Annotated in this window: 13 protein-coding genes; 10 read left to right on the top strand and 3 right to left on the bottom strand. The window is 62.3% G+C overall.

Going from position 1 to position 14,582, the window contains the following annotated elements; translation table 11 throughout:
- Window positions 1-7: 7 nt before the first annotated feature.
- From TK42_RS18435 to TK42_RS18410, 6 genes are all read left to right on the top strand, one after another.
- Entirely contained in the window at window positions 8-628 is a 621-nt protein-coding gene (locus TK42_RS18435; protein ID WP_032879376.1) for a heme acquisition protein HasA, read from the top strand.
- Between the two features lie 170 nt (window positions 629-798).
- Entirely contained in the window at window positions 799-2,547 is a 1,749-nt protein-coding gene (locus TK42_RS18430) for a type I secretion system permease/ATPase (protein ID WP_103734831.1), read from the top strand.
- Window positions 2,544-3,869, top strand: a complete 1,326-nt coding sequence (locus tag TK42_RS18425) for an HlyD family type I secretion periplasmic adaptor subunit (RefSeq protein WP_103734830.1) — start codon at window positions 2,544-2,546, stop codon at window positions 3,867-3,869. Before TK42_RS18430 ends, TK42_RS18425 begins: the two co-directional genes overlap by 4 nt.
- On the top strand, window positions 3,866-5,194 hold the full coding sequence (locus tag TK42_RS18420; RefSeq protein ID WP_103734829.1) for a TolC family outer membrane protein: 1,329 nt from the start codon (window positions 3,866-3,868) through the stop codon (window positions 5,192-5,194). Before TK42_RS18425 ends, TK42_RS18420 begins: the two co-directional genes overlap by 4 nt.
- Before the next feature lie 135 nt (window positions 5,195-5,329).
- The gene (locus TK42_RS18415) at window positions 5,330-5,758 is read left to right on the top strand and encodes a DUF4160 domain-containing protein (protein WP_103734828.1); all 429 of its coding nucleotides are present in this window, start codon (window positions 5,330-5,332) and stop codon (window positions 5,756-5,758) included.
- The gene (locus tag TK42_RS18410; RefSeq protein ID WP_078822382.1) at window positions 5,755-6,210 is read left to right on the top strand and encodes a DUF2442 domain-containing protein; all 456 of its coding nucleotides are present in this window, start codon (window positions 5,755-5,757) and stop codon (window positions 6,208-6,210) included. Before TK42_RS18415 ends, TK42_RS18410 begins: the two co-directional genes overlap by 4 nt.
- 70 nt (window positions 6,211-6,280) lie before the next feature.
- On the opposite strand, the gene trmA is transcribed toward TK42_RS18410, so the two are convergent.
- Together trmA and TK42_RS18400 are read right to left on the bottom strand one after the other, a co-directional pair.
- Window positions 6,281-7,360 carry a tRNA (uridine(54)-C5)-methyltransferase TrmA gene (gene trmA, locus TK42_RS18405; RefSeq protein ID WP_103734827.1) on the bottom strand — a complete coding sequence of 360 codons (1,080 nt, stop codon included), beginning with the start codon at window positions 7,358-7,360 and terminating at the stop codon, window positions 6,281-6,283.
- Window positions 7,357-8,652, bottom strand: coding sequence for an NCS2 family permease (locus TK42_RS18400; protein WP_005791636.1), 1,296 nt, complete (start codon window positions 8,650-8,652; stop codon window positions 7,357-7,359). The genes trmA and TK42_RS18400 overlap by 4 nt, the downstream gene beginning before the upstream one ends.
- Before the next feature lie 188 nt (window positions 8,653-8,840).
- Here TK42_RS18400 and TK42_RS18395 point away from each other — a divergent pair, with 188 nt between their 5' ends.
- The 4 genes from TK42_RS18395 (at window position 8,841) to TK42_RS18380 (ending at window position 13,074) form a co-directional block, all read left to right on the top strand.
- On the top strand, window positions 8,841-9,287 hold the full coding sequence (locus TK42_RS18395; RefSeq protein WP_005791635.1) for a DUF4879 domain-containing protein: 447 nt from the start codon (window positions 8,841-8,843) through the stop codon (window positions 9,285-9,287).
- 96 nt (window positions 9,288-9,383) lie between these two features.
- Window positions 9,384-9,908 carry a (2Fe-2S)-binding protein gene (locus TK42_RS18390; protein ID WP_103734826.1) on the top strand — a complete coding sequence of 175 codons (525 nt, stop codon included), beginning with the start codon at window positions 9,384-9,386 and terminating at the stop codon, window positions 9,906-9,908.
- The gene (locus TK42_RS18385) at window positions 9,905-10,894 is read left to right on the top strand and encodes a xanthine dehydrogenase family protein subunit M (protein ID WP_103734825.1); all 990 of its coding nucleotides are present in this window, start codon (window positions 9,905-9,907) and stop codon (window positions 10,892-10,894) included. The genes TK42_RS18390 and TK42_RS18385 overlap by 4 nt, the downstream gene beginning before the upstream one ends.
- The gene (locus TK42_RS18380; protein WP_103734824.1) at window positions 10,891-13,074 is read left to right on the top strand and encodes a xanthine dehydrogenase family protein molybdopterin-binding subunit; all 2,184 of its coding nucleotides are present in this window, start codon (window positions 10,891-10,893) and stop codon (window positions 13,072-13,074) included. Before TK42_RS18385 ends, TK42_RS18380 begins: the two co-directional genes overlap by 4 nt.
- Before the next feature lie 137 nt (window positions 13,075-13,211).
- On the opposite strand, the gene TK42_RS18375 is transcribed toward TK42_RS18380, so the two are convergent.
- Complete coding sequence (locus TK42_RS18375) at window positions 13,212-14,450, bottom strand: MFS transporter (RefSeq protein ID WP_005791631.1); 1,239 nt, start codon at window positions 14,448-14,450, stop codon at window positions 13,212-13,214.
- Window positions 14,451-14,582 lie beyond the last annotated feature (132 nt).

Here is a 14,582-nt window from a genome sequence, read left to right as displayed (position 1 = left end):
GTTTTGCATGAGCATTTCTATTTCATACAGCACGACCTACGCCGCTAGCACCGTCGCCCAGTACCTGAGCGATTGGTCGGCCTACTTCGGTGATCTCAACCACCGTGAAGGTTCGGTCAAAGAGGGTGTGAACACCGGTGGTTTCAATCCTGGGCCGTTCGACGGCACCCAATATGGCGTTTCGAGCAGCGTCAGTGATGCGGCAGTGGTTGCCGAAGGCAGCCTGCATTACACCTTGTTCAATCCGCCGACCCACACCCTGTGGGGCTCGCTCGATGGCCTGACCCTGGGCGATACCCTCGCCGGTGGCGCAACCAGCGGTGGCTACAGCATCGCCAACCAGGAAGTCAGCTTCACCAACCTGGGCCTGTCGAGTCTGCAGTCCGAGGGCCGTGACGGCCAGGTGCACAAAATCGTGTACGGCCTGATGAGCGGTGACAGTTCGGCGCTGGCCTCGGCAATCGACACCTTGCTCAAGGGCATCGACCCAAGCCTGTCGGTCAACTCCACCTTCGACCAACTGGCCGCCGCCGGTGTGGCGCATCAGGATTCGGCTGCGTTCGCCGCTGCCGATGTGGGCCTGGTCGGGATTCAGGACGCGCCGCAAGACTTCGCCCTGGCCGCCTGATGCAAAAAAGCCGATGAAAGCTCACGCCTTCACCGGCCTGGTTGAAACCCCGTCGCCGCCCGAGTTTTCGAAGGCCAGGGCGGCGGCGGGGGCAAATTCTGTGGGTACGCCGCAGGTGCTGTCAACGCACCGGGCGAGCCCTTGCTTGACTCTTCAATGGGACAACCTCCATGACTCGGCCCGGTGCCAAGCGCGCGAATGAGATGCTGGCTGCACTCACGGCCTATAAAAGCGCCTTCTTCAACATCGGCCTGTTCTCGGCGGTGATCAACCTGCTGATGCTGGCCCCGGCGCTGTACATGCTGCAGGTGTACGACCGGGTATTGGCTTCCGGCAACCAGATGACCCTGCTGATGCTGACGCTGATGATCCTCGGCCTGTTCGCCTTGATGGGGGCGTTGGAGTGGGTGCGCAGCCAAGTGGTGATTCGCCTCGGCACGCAGATGGACATGCGTTTGAACCAGCGGGTGTTCGACGCCGCTTATGAAGCGCAACTCAAGGGCGGCACCCAGGCCGCGGGCCAGGCCCTGCACGACCTGACCACCTTGCGCCAGTTCGCCACCGGCCAGGCGCTGTTCGCCTTTTTCGATGCGCCGTGGTTTCCGGTGTACCTGCTGGTGATCTTCCTGTTCCACCCTTGGCTGGGCCTGCTGGCGCTGGGTGGTGCGCTGCTGCTGATCGCGCTGGCGTGGGCCAACCACCATGTCAGCCAGGCGCCGATGGCCCTGGCCAGCCAACTGTCGATCAGTGCCAGCCAGCAGGCCACGGCCAACCTGCGCAATGCCGACACCATCGAGGCCATGGGTATGCTCGCCACATTGCGCGGGCGCTGGTTCAGCCAACACCAGGCGTTTCTGGTGCAGCAGAACCTGGCCAGTGAAAAGACCGCGGTGGTCACAGCCTGGTCCAAGGGCGTGCGCCTGGCCCTGCAATCGCTGGTGCTGGGCCTGGGCGCATGGTTGGCGGTCAACGGCGACATCACACCGGGGATGATGATTGCCGGGTCGATCCTGATGGGGCGCGTGCTCAGCCCCATCGACCAGTTGATCGGCGTGTGGAGGCAGTGGGGTTCGGCGCGCCTGGCCTATGAGCGTTTGTCGTTGTTGCTGCAGGATAACCCGGCGCGACCGGCACGCATGAGCCTGCCAGTGCCCAAGGGCCAGGTAAGCCTGGAGCAGATCAGCGCCTGCGCCCCCGGCAGCCGCCGGCCCGCGCTGGTCAACCTGGGCTTCAGCCTGCCGGCGGGTGACGTGCTCGGTGTGATCGGCCCCTCGGGCTGCGGCAAGTCCACCCTGGCGCGGGTGCTGGTGGGGGCCTGGGCACCGCTGGCCGGCAAGGTGCGCCTGGATGGCGCCGACCTGGCCGTGTGGGACAAACAGCAACTGGGCCCGCATATCGGTTACTTGCCCCAGGACATCCAGCTGTTCGCGGGCAGCATTGCGCAAAACATCGCGCGTTTTGAAACGGTGGAGGCCGACAAAGTCCTCGCTGCGGCGCAAATGGCCGGCGTGCACGAGCTGATCCTGCAACTGCCGCAAGGCTACGACACGCAACTGGGCGAGGGCGGCGCAGGCTTGTCCGGCGGGCAAAAACAACGGGTGGCCCTGGCGCGTGCGCTGTACGGCCTGCCGGCGCTGATTGTGCTGGATGAGCCCAATGCCAACCTCGACGAAGTGGGCGAGCAGGCGCTGCTGCAAGCCATCGCCCAGCTCAAGCAACAGCGCCGCACCCTGATTCTGATCACCCACAAACCCAACGTGCTGAGCCTGACCGACCAGTTGCTGATCCTCAAGGACGGCCAGATGCAGGCGTTCGGCCCGACGGCGCGGGTGTTGGAGGCGCGGCAAAAACCTGTGGCCAGCAAGCCGGTGTCGAGCATGAGCATGAGCTACCGCTTCGGTGAAGGAAAACCCGCATGAACCAGGGCAAACCTGCGTTGATCAGCGACCAGCCACACAACGTGCTGGCGCTGGATGACAAAAAATACTCGCGCCTGGGGTGGTGGCTGGTGCTTGGAGGCTTTGCCGGCTTTCTTGGCTGGGCGGCACTGGCACCGTTGGACAAGGGCGTGGCGGTGCCGGGCAAGGTCATGGTGTCGGGGCATCGCAAGACGGTGCAACACCCGGCGGGCGGGATCGTCGAGCGTATCGAAGTGCGTGACGGTGACCGGGTACGCGCAGGCCAGGTGTTGTTGCGCCTGAAAGAAACACCGTTACGCGGGCAGATGCAGTCACTGCGCAGCCAATACCTGGCGTCGCTGGCCAGCGAAGCGCGCTTGAGTGCCGAGAGCGAAGGCTTGCCGGCCATTGCATTTGGCCCCGAGCTGCAGGCCGATCCCGACGTCGCAAACACCCTGACCCTGCAACGCCAGTTATTCCAGAGCCGTGCCCAGGCCCTGGCCACCGAACAGGCGGGCCTGCGCGAAACCATCGCCGGCTTTGAGGCGCAGTTGCGCGGCACGCGGGCCTCCCAAGCGAGCAAAGTGCAACAGCGGGCGGCGTTGAATGAGCAGCTTCAGGGCCTGCGCGAGTTGGCGCGCGACGGCTACATCCCTCGCAATCGCCTGCTCGACAGCGAGCGGCTGTATGCGCAGATCGACGGCGCCATCGCCGAGGATTTCGGGCGTATCGGTCAGTTGCAGCGCCAGGTGCTGGAGTTGCGTTTGCGCATCCGCCAGTTGGGCGAAGACTTCCAGAAAGACCTGCGCACCCAGTTGGCCGAGACTCGCACCCGCAGCGAGGACTTGCGCAATCGCCTGGCCTCCGCCGAGTTCGAACTGGCCAACAGCCTGGTTCGTGCTCCGGCATCCGGCGTGGTGGTGGGGTTGCAGGTATACACCGAGGGCGGCGTGATCAAGCCCGGTGAGGCCCTGATGGACATCGTGCCCCAGGGAGAGCCGTTGTGGGTGGAGGCGCGGGTGCCGGTACAGATGATCGACAAGGTGCACCCGGGCTTGCCGGTTGAGTTGATGTTTTCGGCGTTCAACCAATCCACCACGCCAAGGGTAACTGGCGAAGTCACGTTGGTCTCGGCCGACCGCCAGGTCGATGAGCGTACCGATGAGCCGTATTACACGCTGCGCGCCCAAGTCAGCGCGGCGGGTATGCAGCAACTGGACGGCGTGCAGATCCGTCCGGGGATGCCGGTGGAAACCTTCGTCAAGACCGGCGAGCGCTCGATGCTCAACTACCTGTTCAAACCCTTGCTGGACCGTACCCATATGGCCCTGGTGGAAGAATGAAGGCGTTGTTGTTCACCCTCTGTTTAAGTTGCACGCCAGCGGCAAACGCCCTGGGTCTGTTGGATGTGTATGATTTGGCGCTACGCAACGACCCGACCTTTCAGGCGGCGATCCAGGAGCGTGAGGCCGGTGAAGAAAACCGCGTGATTGGTCGAGCCGCGTTGCTGCCGAACCTGTCATGGAGCTACAACAACTCGCGCAATGAGTCCGAAGTCACCCAGAGTACGGCGGTGGGTAATGTCACCAGCGACCGCAATTACCGCAGCTATGCCTCGGCCCTGACCTTGCAGCAACCGCTGCTCGATTACGAAGCCTATGCGCGTTTTCGCCAAGGTACTGCCCAGGCGTTGATGGCCGACGAGCGCTTTCGCGGCAAGAGCCAGGAGCTGGCCGTGCGGGTACTGGGCGCCTACAGCCAGGCATTGCTGGCACAAGAGCGCATCGAGTTGAGCCGTGCGCAGAAGCGTACGTTTGCCGAGCGCCTGCAACTCAATGACCGCCTGCTCAAAGGCGGTGAGGGCACGCGTACCGATGTGCTTGAAACCCAGGCGCGCCTGAGCCTGGCCCAGGCCGAAGAGATCGAAGCCGTGGATGCCCAGGACGGCGCTTTACGTGAGTTGGAAGCCATTGTCGGCCAGCCGCTGCACATCGAAGAGCTGGCGCCCCTGGCCAGCTCATTCGAGATCGCGCCGCTTGAGCCCAACCGTTTCGAAACCTGGCGTGAACTGGCCATGGCCAACAACCCCGAACTCAAGTCCCAGCACCACGCGCTCGACGTGGCCTCTTATGAAGTGGAGCGCAAGCGCGGCGGGCATTTGCCCAAGGTCAGCCTGTACGCGACCAGTCGCAAGACCAGTTCCGACTCAGAAAGCAGTTACAACCAGAAGTACGACACCAACAGCGTCGGCATTCAGATCAGCCTGCCGCTGTTTGCCGGTGGCTCGGTCTCAGCCTCTACCCGTCAGGCGGCCAACCAATTGTCCCAGGCTCAATACGAGCTGGACGCGCAAACCGCCGCAACCTTGGTGGAGTTGCGCAAGCAATTCAACCTCAACACCAGCGGCGCGGCCAAGGTGCGGGCCTATGAAATGGCAGTGAGTTCCGCCACGGCGCTGGTGAGCGCCACGAAGAAAAGCGTCAGTGGCGGCGAGCGGGTCAACCTTGATGTACTCGACGCCGAACAACAACTGTTCACCGCCCGCCGTGACCTGGCCAATGCACGCCACGCGTACCTGCTGGCGCGCATTCAGTTGAAGTATTACGCGGGGTTGCTGAGCGAGCAGGACTTGCGGGCGTTGGCCGGGTATTTCCGGCCCTCGGCATGAGTGGTTACAACCCGGCATTCGCCGGGTTTTTTGTGGTTACTAGTCTGTGAAACAGCTTCGGGAATCAGGAGCCGGTTGTCGGGTGGCAGAGGGAAATTGTTACCTGGCGGAAAATAACCTAACAGATGGGTTACGATGAGAGTAGGTGCTTACAAAGGCTACGTGATTTCAGTGTTTATCAGGGATGAGCATTGCCCGCCCCATGTGCATGTCATGGGCAAGGGATGGGATGCACGCTTTCGCTTCAGTTTTTTGGGTGGGGATGTTGAGTTGTGGGACGTAGAGCCTGAACGGAGGCGGCCACCCATGTCGGTACTGAAGGAAATACGCGAGGCGATCATGCAGCGGCACTACCTGGCGCGGGCACGCAGGATTTGGTGGGAAAAACTGCAGACGGTTTGCCTGGAGAATCATTCCTGGGATTGGGACGCTGGTGAGTTGGTTCCAGGGTTGGTCATTCGACCGGGCGTCTACGTCATCGCAAGCGCCCGGCACGACGTTGTCGAGCAACGGACTATTTTGAATCTGGTAAGAGCGCCAGATTGCGTGGGGATTAATTTATGAAGATCGTAAAAGCTAAGGTCAAACCTTATGTACCTCTCACTGAGGCCGACGTTGACAAGGCAATCGCCCGAGGGCGCAGGTTGAAGCGCCTGTACGCCAACGCCAGCAATGTGCGTTATGAAAACGACTGCCTCTCCATCGGCTTCAGCGATGGCAGCCGCGTGGTGTTGCCGGTGGCTGGCCTGCCGGAGTTCGAGGGGTTTTCAGAGAAAGACTTTCAGCAACTGGAAGTGACGTTCGGTGGCAAGGCCATCAGCTGTGAAGCTCAGGACCTGGATGTTTCGATTACCGGCCTGATCGCTACAAGCCAGCCGCTGATGGATCTGGCAACCAGCCTGGTGGCATCGCGCAATGGTCGCAAAAGCAGCGCGGCCAAATCCGCCGCCGCCCGTGCCAATGGCAAGAAGGGCGGGCGGCCACGCAAGGATGTACCAGAAACACCAGACACATGAAGAACCTGTGTGGGAGGGGGCTCGCCACAGCAAGCCCTCTCCCACATTATTGGGTCGATGCCCCGCGGTTTTATCGGCGGGTCAGCAACACACCCGATTCCATATGGTGCGTCCACGGGAACTGGTCGAACATCGCACATTGGGTAATCCGGTGCGTGTCATGCAGTTGCGCGATGTTGGCGGCCAACGTCTCCGGGTTGCAGGAGATGTACAGGATATTGTCGAAACGCCGGGTCAGTTCGCAGGTGTCCGGGTCCATGCCGGCGCGGGGCGGGTCGACGAATACGCTGCCAAACTCGTAGCTTTTCAGGTCGATACCGTGCAAGCGGCGGAATGGGCGCACTTCATTGAGCGCCTCGGTGAGTTCCTCGGCGGAGAGGCGCACCAACTTGACGTTACCGATCGCGTTTTCATCGAGGTTGCTCAAGGCCGCGTTCACCGAGGTCTTGCTGATCTCGGTGGCCAGCACGTTACGCACGCGAGTGGCCAGCGGCAGGGTGAAGTTGCCGTTGCCGCAGTAGAGTTCGAGCAAATCGTCCGGGCGGTCGCCCAAGGCTTCAAATGCCCAGTTGAGCATCTTCTGGTTCACCGTACCGTTGGGCTGGGTGAAGGCGCCTTCGGGCTGGCGGTAGCTGAAGGCGCGGCCACCGACCTCGAGTTTCTCCACTACGTAGTCCTGGCCGATCACATCGCGCTTGCCCTTGGAGCGGCCGATGATGCTCACATTCAGCTCAGCCGCCAGCTTGTTCGCGGCGGTGTGCCAATGCTCGTCCAGCGGGCGGTGATAGCACAGGGTGATCATCGCGTCGCCGGCCAGGGTGGTGAGGAACTCCACCTGAAACAGCTTGTGGCTCAGGGCGGCGCTGGCTTGCCAGGCGGCCTTGAGTTGCGGCATCAACTGGTTGATGCGCTGGCTGGCAATCGGAAACGCTTCGATCAGGATCGGCGTGCGCTTGTCGTCCTGGGAAAACATTGCGTAATGGCGATCACCGCCTTCGCGCCACAGGCGGAACTCCGCGCGCAGGCGGAAGTTTTGCAAGGGCGAATCGAAGACCTGCGGTTCGGGCGCGTCGAAGGGGGCCAGCAGGTCACGCAAACGCGTGACCTTGTCTTGCAGTTGAGCGGTGTAGCTTGCGGCGTCAAAAGTCATGCGTTGAACCAGCCCAGCTTGATCACAAACAGAATCGACAGGATTACCAGTGCCGGGTTCAGCTCACGGTAGCGGCCCGAAAGCAGCTTGATGGCGGTCCAGGCGATGAAACCGAAGGCGATGCCGTTGGCGATGGAGTAAGTGAAGGGCATTGCCAGGGCAGTGATCACCACCGGCGCTGCAACCGTAATGTCATCCCAGTCGATTTCGGCCAGGCCCTGGCTCATCAGCACCGCTACAAACAGCAGGGCTGGCGCGGTGGCATACGCGGGCACGCTGGCGGCCAGCGGCGAGAAGAACAGCGCCAGCAGGAACAGGATCGCGACCACGATGGCGGTCAAGCCGGTGCGGCCACCGGCGCTCACGCCTGCGGCCGATTCGATGTAGCTGGTGGTGGTGGAAGTACCCAGCAGCGAGCCGGCCATGGCGGCGGTGCTGTCGGCGATCAGCGCACGGCCCATTTTCGGCATATGGCCGTCCTTGCCCATCAGGCCGGCGCGCTTGGCGACGCCGATCAGGGTGCCGGAGTTATCGAACAGGTCGACGAACAGGAAGGCGAAGATCACGCTGACCAGGCCGATATCCAGCGCGCCCTTGATATCCAGCTGCAGGAACGTCGGAGCCAGCGAGGGTGGCACCGAGGTCACACCGATGAAGGGTGTGAAGCCCAATACGATGGAGGCGATGGTCACCGCCAGGATACCGATCAGCACCGCACCGCGTACGGCCAGGGCTTCGAGCGCGACGATCAGGACGAAACCCAGCGTCGCAAGGATTGGCGCCGGTTGTTTCAAGTCGCCCAGGCCCACCAGGGTGGCCGGGTTGGCGACCACGATCCCGGCGTTATGCAGGGCAATCAGCGCCAGGAACAGGCCGATACCGGCAGCAATTGCCGAGCGCAGAGGCAGTGGGATGGCGTTGATGATCCACTCGCGGATGCGGAAGATCGACAGCAGGAAGAACAGCACCGCCGAAATGAACACCGCGCCCAGTGCCACCTGCCAAGTGTGGCCCATGTGCAGGACCACGGTGTAGGTGAAGAACGCGTTGAGGCCCATGCCCGGCGCCAGCGCAATCGGGTAGTTGGCGATCAGGCCCATCACGGTGGAACCGATGGCCGCCGCCAGGCAGGTCGCGACAAATACCGCACCTTTGTCCATGCCGGTCTCGCCGAGGATGCTCGGGTTCACGAACAGGATGTAGGCCATGGCCAGGAAGGTGGTGATCCCCGCAAGAATCTCGGTGCGCACATTGGTGTTGTGGGCTTTGAGTTGAAACAGCTTTTCCAGCATGCCGGCTCCCTGTGACGCTATTGTGCGTCGTTATTTGTTGACCTCTAAGTCAAAGCACAAACTGCGCCAAGCGCCTGTGGTTTCAGAGAGGATCGGAAAAAGCGGCGCATCATACCAGCAGCCGAGGCTGTGTGGCGCATGGCCTTGAGGCATACTGCGCCGACGTTCAATACCGGGTCATTGCCAGCATGAAAAAAGCCAACGCGTGGAGTCTAGCTCTGATCGCCAGTATCAGCCTGTGGCTGGGCGCAGCACCGGCGTGGGGCGCGGCTGCACCGGCGTTGAGCGAGGTGCGGGTGTTCAAGGTGGAATCGGCAAAATGCAGCGAAACCATCCCCGAACGGGTGAACACCACCCAGATGTGCGAACACCGTGGGCCCACCCAGGTGTCGGTCATGGAAGTCGGCCTGGGCAACAGCCCGATGGGCCGCTTCAATGGCGCAGAGTTGAACGGGCAACGCACGGCTGTGTGCCAGGTGGGCAACATCAGTGAGGCGTGCAACGGCGTGGGCACCTTGATGGGCTACATCTATGTGTTCGACCTGAATGTCCAGGCCCAGGGCTGGTTCGAATTCACCAATACCTCGATCAACCCCCCGCAAAACACCTTGAAAGCCCAGCTCAATATCCGCTGATCAATCATCTTGAACGCTCAAAATCCCGGGAAGTCGTACCCCTAAGACGGCGATTTTCCTGAACGCCGCGGATGTACTTCAACCCGTGAGGTGTTTATGAGCGCAAACCCCAATGGCGCGGCGGCCCAGCCGTTTGCCCGCCACCCGATACGCATGACACTCAACGGCCAGCCGCGCCAACTGGATGTGCTGCCCTGGACCACCTTGCTGGACCTGCTGCGCGAACAGCTGGACCTGGTCGGCAGCAAAAAGGGCTGCGACCACGGTCAGTGTGGTGCCTGCACCGTATTGCGTGACGGCAAGCGCGTAAATGCCTGCCTGACCCTGGCCGTGATGTGCGACGGCGCCGAGTTGACCACCATCGAAGGGCTGGCCGAAGGCGACCAGTTGCACCCCATGCAGCAAGCCTTCATCCAGCATGACGCCTTCCAGTGCGGCTATTGCACCCCCGGCCAGATCTGTTCCGCCGTGGGCCTGGCCAATGAAGGCCGCGCCCACGACCGTGCGCAGATCCAGGAACTGATGAGCGGCAACCTGTGCCGCTGCGGTGCCTACAGCAATATCCGCGACGCCATCGAAGAGGCGCTGCCGGCGTGCCACCGCTCGGGAGGTGAACAATGAACCCCTTCCACTACAGCAAGCCTGCCGATGTTCAAGAGGCGGTGCACCTGAGCAACGCGGCCTCGCGCTTTATTGCCGGGGGCACCAACCTGCTGGACTTGATGAAAGAAAACATCAGCCGCCCGGAACACTTGATCGATATCACCGGCTTGCCCTTGCACGAGGTTGAAGAAACCGCCGACGGCGGCGTGCGGATCGGCGCGTTGGTGAGCAATGCCGACCTGGCCTGGCACCCGCTGATCGAACAGCGTTACCCATTGTTGTCCCAAGCGATCCTGGCGGGGGCCTCGCCGCAATTGCGCAACATGGCCAGTACCGGTGGCAACCTGTTGCAGCGCACCCGCTGCTACTACTTCTATGACGCTACGGTGCCGTGCAACAAGCGCGAGCCCGGTAGCGGCTGCCCGGCGCGCACGGGGTTGAATCGCATCCATGCGATCCTTGGCGCCAGTGAGCAGTGCGTGGCCACGCATCCCTCGGACATGTGCGTGGCCCTGGCGGCGCTCCAGGCACGGGTGCATGTAGAAGGGCGTGGAGGTGCACGCGTCATCGAGTTCGCCGATTTCCACCGTCTGCCCGGCGATGCGCCGCAGCGCGACAACCAATTGGCCGATGACGAACTGATCACCGCCATTGAACTGCCTGCCGACCATCTGGCCCGGCATAGCCACTACCTGAAAATCCGCGACCGCGCGTCCTATGCCTTTGCTTTGGTGTCGGTGGCTGCGGCGCTGGAACTGGACGGCGACACCATCATCGATGCGCGCCTGGCCCTTGGCGGCGTGGCGCACAAACCCTGGCGCGACCGCGCAGTGGAAGCGGCATTGATCGGTCAGACCGTGAGCCGCGAAACCTTCAGCAACGCTGCCGATGCCCTATTGCAAGACGCCGAGCCGCTGGAGCACAACGGCTTCAAGATCAAACTGGCACGACGCGCAATCATCCGTGCCCTGAGCGACGCTGCTGTCGCAGGAGAACAGCCATGAGTGCCATCGGCAAACCCCTGGACCGTGTCGACGGTCTGCTCAAGGTCACAGGCCAGGCCCGCTATGCCGGTGAGTTCCCTGAGGATGGCCTGCTGCATGGCAGCGTCGTCTCCAGCACCATCGCCAAAGGCCGCGTTATAAAGATCGATGCCTCCAAGGCCCTGGCCTTGCCCGGCGTGGTCGAGGTCATTGATCACCTCAATCGCCCCAGAATCGCCAGTTACGACGACGCCTTCCAGGATGATGATGCAGCCGACGGCTCACCCTTTCGCCCGCTGTACAACGACCGCGTGCTTTACAGCGGCCAGCCCCTGGCCTTGGTGATTGCCGATAACCTGGAACTGGCCCGGCACGCCGGTTCACTGGTGCACATCGAATACGCGCCTGAAGATTTCGAAACGGACCTGCTCACCCAGCAGGAACGGGCCTACCCTTCACCGCAGACACCGCCCAAACCACGCGGTAACTTTCAGGCCGAGTGGGCCGGTGCGGCGATCAGCCTCGATCTGCATTACAGCACCCCCATCGAACACCACAACCCCATGGAGCCCCATGCCAGCACCGTGCTGTATCAGCCGGACGGCACGTTGCATATCCACGACAAAACCCAGGGCCCGCAGAACTGCCAAGCGTACGTGCAAAAAGTGTTCGGCCTGGATAAAAGCCAGGTGCGCATTTTTGCTGCCTTTGTCGGTGGCGCCTTCGGTTCGGGCCTGCGCCCGCAGTACCAACTACCACTGGCAGTGATGGCATCCCTGGCGCTCAAGCGGTCGGTGCGCGTGACCCTGACTCGCCAGCAGATGTTCACCTTCGGCTATCGCCCACGCACTTTGCAGCGTTTGCAGATGGGGGCCGCCGCCAATGGGCGCTTGCTGGCCCTGGGGCATACCGCGATTGGCCAGACCTCGCGCTTCGAGGATTTCAGCGAGCACGTGGTGGAGTGGAGCGGCATGCTCTATCACTGCGACAACGTGCAACTGACCTACAAGCTGGTGCCGCTGGATGTCTTTACCCCGCTGGACATGCGCGCCCCCGGTGCTGCGCTGGGCGTGATCGGCCTGGAATGTGCCATGGATGAACTGGCCTGTGCCTTGGCCATCGACCCGGTGCAACTGCGGCTGATCAACTACGCCGAGCGTAACCAGAACGAAGACAAACCCTGGTCGAGCAAAGCCCTGCGCGAATGCTACAGCGAAGGCGCCGAACGTTTCGGCTGGAGCCAGCGCAACCCGGAACCGCGCAGTATGCGCGACGGTCGCCAGTTGATCGGCTGGGGAATGGCCGGTGGGGTGTGGGAAGCCATGCAGATGAAGGCCAGCGCCAAGGCACGCATCGATAGCCGCGGCAAACTCACCGTCAGCAGTGCCACCACCGACATTGGCACGGGCACCTACACGGTGATGACCCAGATTGCCTCTCAGGCCAGTGGCGTGGCGATGGCCGATATCAGCTTTCTGCTGGGTGATTCGTCATTGCCCACGGCGCCGTTGCAGGGCGGTTCGTTTACCGTGTCTTCCGTCGGCACCGCCGTACAGCAAGCGTGCGAAGCGCTGAATGCCAAATTGCTGGAGATCGCCCGGCAGACTTACCCGGTATTCAAGGATGCCGATTCGGTTCGGTTTGAAGACGGCCAGCTACACAGCGGTGACGTGAGCGTGTCGTTGGCGCAACTGGTCAAGGACAGCGGTGAAGACGCCTTGCAGGTACAGGTCGACAGCGAGCCCGACAAGAAGCGCGAGGGTTATGCCAGCGCTACGCACTCGGCGGTGTTCGTCGAAGTGCGGGTGGATGAAGACTTGGGCACCATCAAGGTCAGCCGTGTGGTCAGCGCGATTGCTGCGGGGCGCGTGGTCAACCCGAAGATGGCCCGCAGCCAGATCCTTGGCGGCGTGGTGTGGGGCATTGGCATGGCGCTGCATGAAGAGACCCAGGTCGACCATCAATTGGGACGCTACATGAACCACAGCCTGGCCGAGTACCACATCCCGGTGAACGCCGATATCGGCGAGATTGACGTGCTGTTTGTCGAAGAACACGACGATGTGGTCAACGCACTCGGGTCCAAGGGCGTGGGGGAGATCGGCATTGTCGGCGTGGCGGCGGCGGTGGCGAATGCGATTTACCATGCCACCGGCAAGCGGGTGCGGGAGTTTCCGATCACCTTGGATAAAGTGCTCTAGCACCGGTGTTCCAAACACCGAAGCTCCAACTGTGGGAGCTGGCTTGCCTGCGATAGCGGTGCCTCAGCCACCAGAGAGTTGCCTGATACACTGTTATCGCGGGCAAGCCCGGCTCCCACAGGGTACAACGCTTAAGCTTATGGCTTGGTTTCTTCCACCGGCACATGCATTCGATCACGATTGGCCAGGGTCGGGAACAACTTGATCCATACCCCGGTCACCACCAGGGTGCCGATCCCGCCCATTACCACCGCCGGCACGGTGCCGAACCAATGAGCGGTTATCCCGGATTCGAACTCGCCCAGTTGATTGGATGCACCGATAAACAGGCCATTGACCGCGCTGACTCGCCCACGCATCTCATCCGGTGTTTCCAGTTGCACGAACGACGCGCGGATCACCATGCTGATCATGTCCGCTGCGCCGAGCACTACCAGCACCGCCAGGGAGAACCAGAACGAGGTCGAGAGGCCGAAGGCAATGGTCGCCACGCCGAATACGCCGACGGCGGTGAACATCACGCGTCCTACCTTGCGGTCTACCGAGAACCGCGCCAGCCACAGCGACATCAGCAAGGCGCCCACCGCCGGTGCCGAACGCAGCAGGCCCAGGCCCCAGGCGCCGGTCAGCAGGATGTCCTTGGCGAACACCGGCAGCAACGCGGTGGCGCCGCCCAGCAGTACGGCAAACAGGTCCAGGGAGATGGCGCCGAGGATGTCCGGGCGGCTGCGGATAAACCGGATGCCGGCCAGCAGCGAGTCCATCGTGGCCTTGGCTTTGTTGAGCGGCGTCTGGCGGGCGGGCAGGTTCAAGGTCAGGACGCAGGCAATCAGGTACAGCGCCACGGTCGGCCCGTACACCCACACGCTACCAAACGCGTAGAGCAAACCGCCAACGGCGGGTGCGACGATGGTCGCCAGTTGCTGGGCCGATTGCGATGCCGCCACGGCCCGTGGGAACAACGCGCTGGGCACGATGCTCGGCAGCAGCGCCTGGGTGGTGGGCATTTCAAATGAGCGCGCAGCGCCCAGCAGGAAGGCGAGGATAAAGATCATCTCGCGGGTCACGTTGCCGGTCAGGCCGCCGATGGCCAGGGACAAGGCAATCAGCGCCTGTAACGTCTGGCAAATGGCGGCGACCCTGCGTCGCTCATAGCGATCGGCTACATGCCCGGTGTGCAGCATGAACAGCACGCGCGGTACGAATTCCACCAGGCCAACCAGCCCCAGGTCCAGCACGTTGCCGGTCAGTTGGTAGAGGTTCCAGCCGATCGCCACGGTGAGCATCTGGAAACCGCTGGCGGTAAAGATCCGCGCCAGCCAGAACGCGATGAAAGGGCGGTGGTGACGTAACAGCAACGCGGGTTCACTGGGCATCGGCAATCAGGTCGGCAACGGGGGAATGGCGAGATTAGCATCAAGCTGTAACAAATAGTTGCAAGAACAGGGCTGAGGCAAGCTGTCACGCGGCAAAAGACCACACAGTCCTACAGCAAAAATGGGACTACT

The sequence above is a fragment of the Pseudomonas sp. GZJR-8 genome (assembly GCF_002916705.1).
Lineage (GTDB): Bacteria > Pseudomonadota > Gammaproteobacteria > Pseudomonadales > Pseudomonadaceae > Aquipseudomonas > Aquipseudomonas synxantha_A.
Note: the sequence above shows the minus strand (reverse complement) of the source record. Positions and strands in the feature narration are given on the sequence as shown.

What these genes read in the sequence shown, in the direction of transcription:
- TK42_RS18430 (WP_103734831.1), top strand. Translation starts at nt 799, where the DNA reads ATGACTCGGCCCGGTGCCAAGCGCGCGAATGAGATGCTGGCTGCACTC.
- TK42_RS18415 (WP_103734828.1), top strand. Translation starts at nt 5,330, where the DNA reads ATGAGAGTAGGTGCTTACAAAGGCTACGTGATTTCAGTGTTTATCAGG.
- trmA (WP_103734827.1), bottom strand. Translation starts at nt 7,360, where the DNA reads ATGACTTTTGACGCCGCAAGCTACACCGCTCAACTGCAAGACAAGGTC.
- TK42_RS18385 (WP_103734825.1), top strand. Translation starts at nt 9,905, where the DNA reads ATGAACCCCTTCCACTACAGCAAGCCTGCCGATGTTCAAGAGGCGGTG.
- TK42_RS18420 (WP_103734829.1), top strand. Translation starts at nt 3,866, where the DNA reads ATGAAGGCGTTGTTGTTCACCCTCTGTTTAAGTTGCACGCCAGCGGCA.
- TK42_RS18410 (WP_078822382.1), top strand. Translation starts at nt 5,755, where the DNA reads ATGAAGATCGTAAAAGCTAAGGTCAAACCTTATGTACCTCTCACTGAG.
- TK42_RS18435 (WP_032879376.1), top strand. Translation starts at nt 8, where the DNA reads ATGAGCATTTCTATTTCATACAGCACGACCTACGCCGCTAGCACCGTC.
- TK42_RS18390 (WP_103734826.1), top strand. Translation starts at nt 9,384, where the DNA reads ATGAGCGCAAACCCCAATGGCGCGGCGGCCCAGCCGTTTGCCCGCCAC.
- TK42_RS18425 (WP_103734830.1), top strand. Translation starts at nt 2,544, where the DNA reads ATGAACCAGGGCAAACCTGCGTTGATCAGCGACCAGCCACACAACGTG.
- TK42_RS18380 (WP_103734824.1), top strand. Translation starts at nt 10,891, where the DNA reads ATGAGTGCCATCGGCAAACCCCTGGACCGTGTCGACGGTCTGCTCAAG.
- TK42_RS18375 (WP_005791631.1), bottom strand. Translation starts at nt 14,450, where the DNA reads ATGCCCAGTGAACCCGCGTTGCTGTTACGTCACCACCGCCCTTTCATC.
- TK42_RS18400 (WP_005791636.1), bottom strand. Translation starts at nt 8,652, where the DNA reads ATGCTGGAAAAGCTGTTTCAACTCAAAGCCCACAACACCAATGTGCGC.
- TK42_RS18395 (WP_005791635.1), top strand. Translation starts at nt 8,841, where the DNA reads ATGAAAAAAGCCAACGCGTGGAGTCTAGCTCTGATCGCCAGTATCAGC.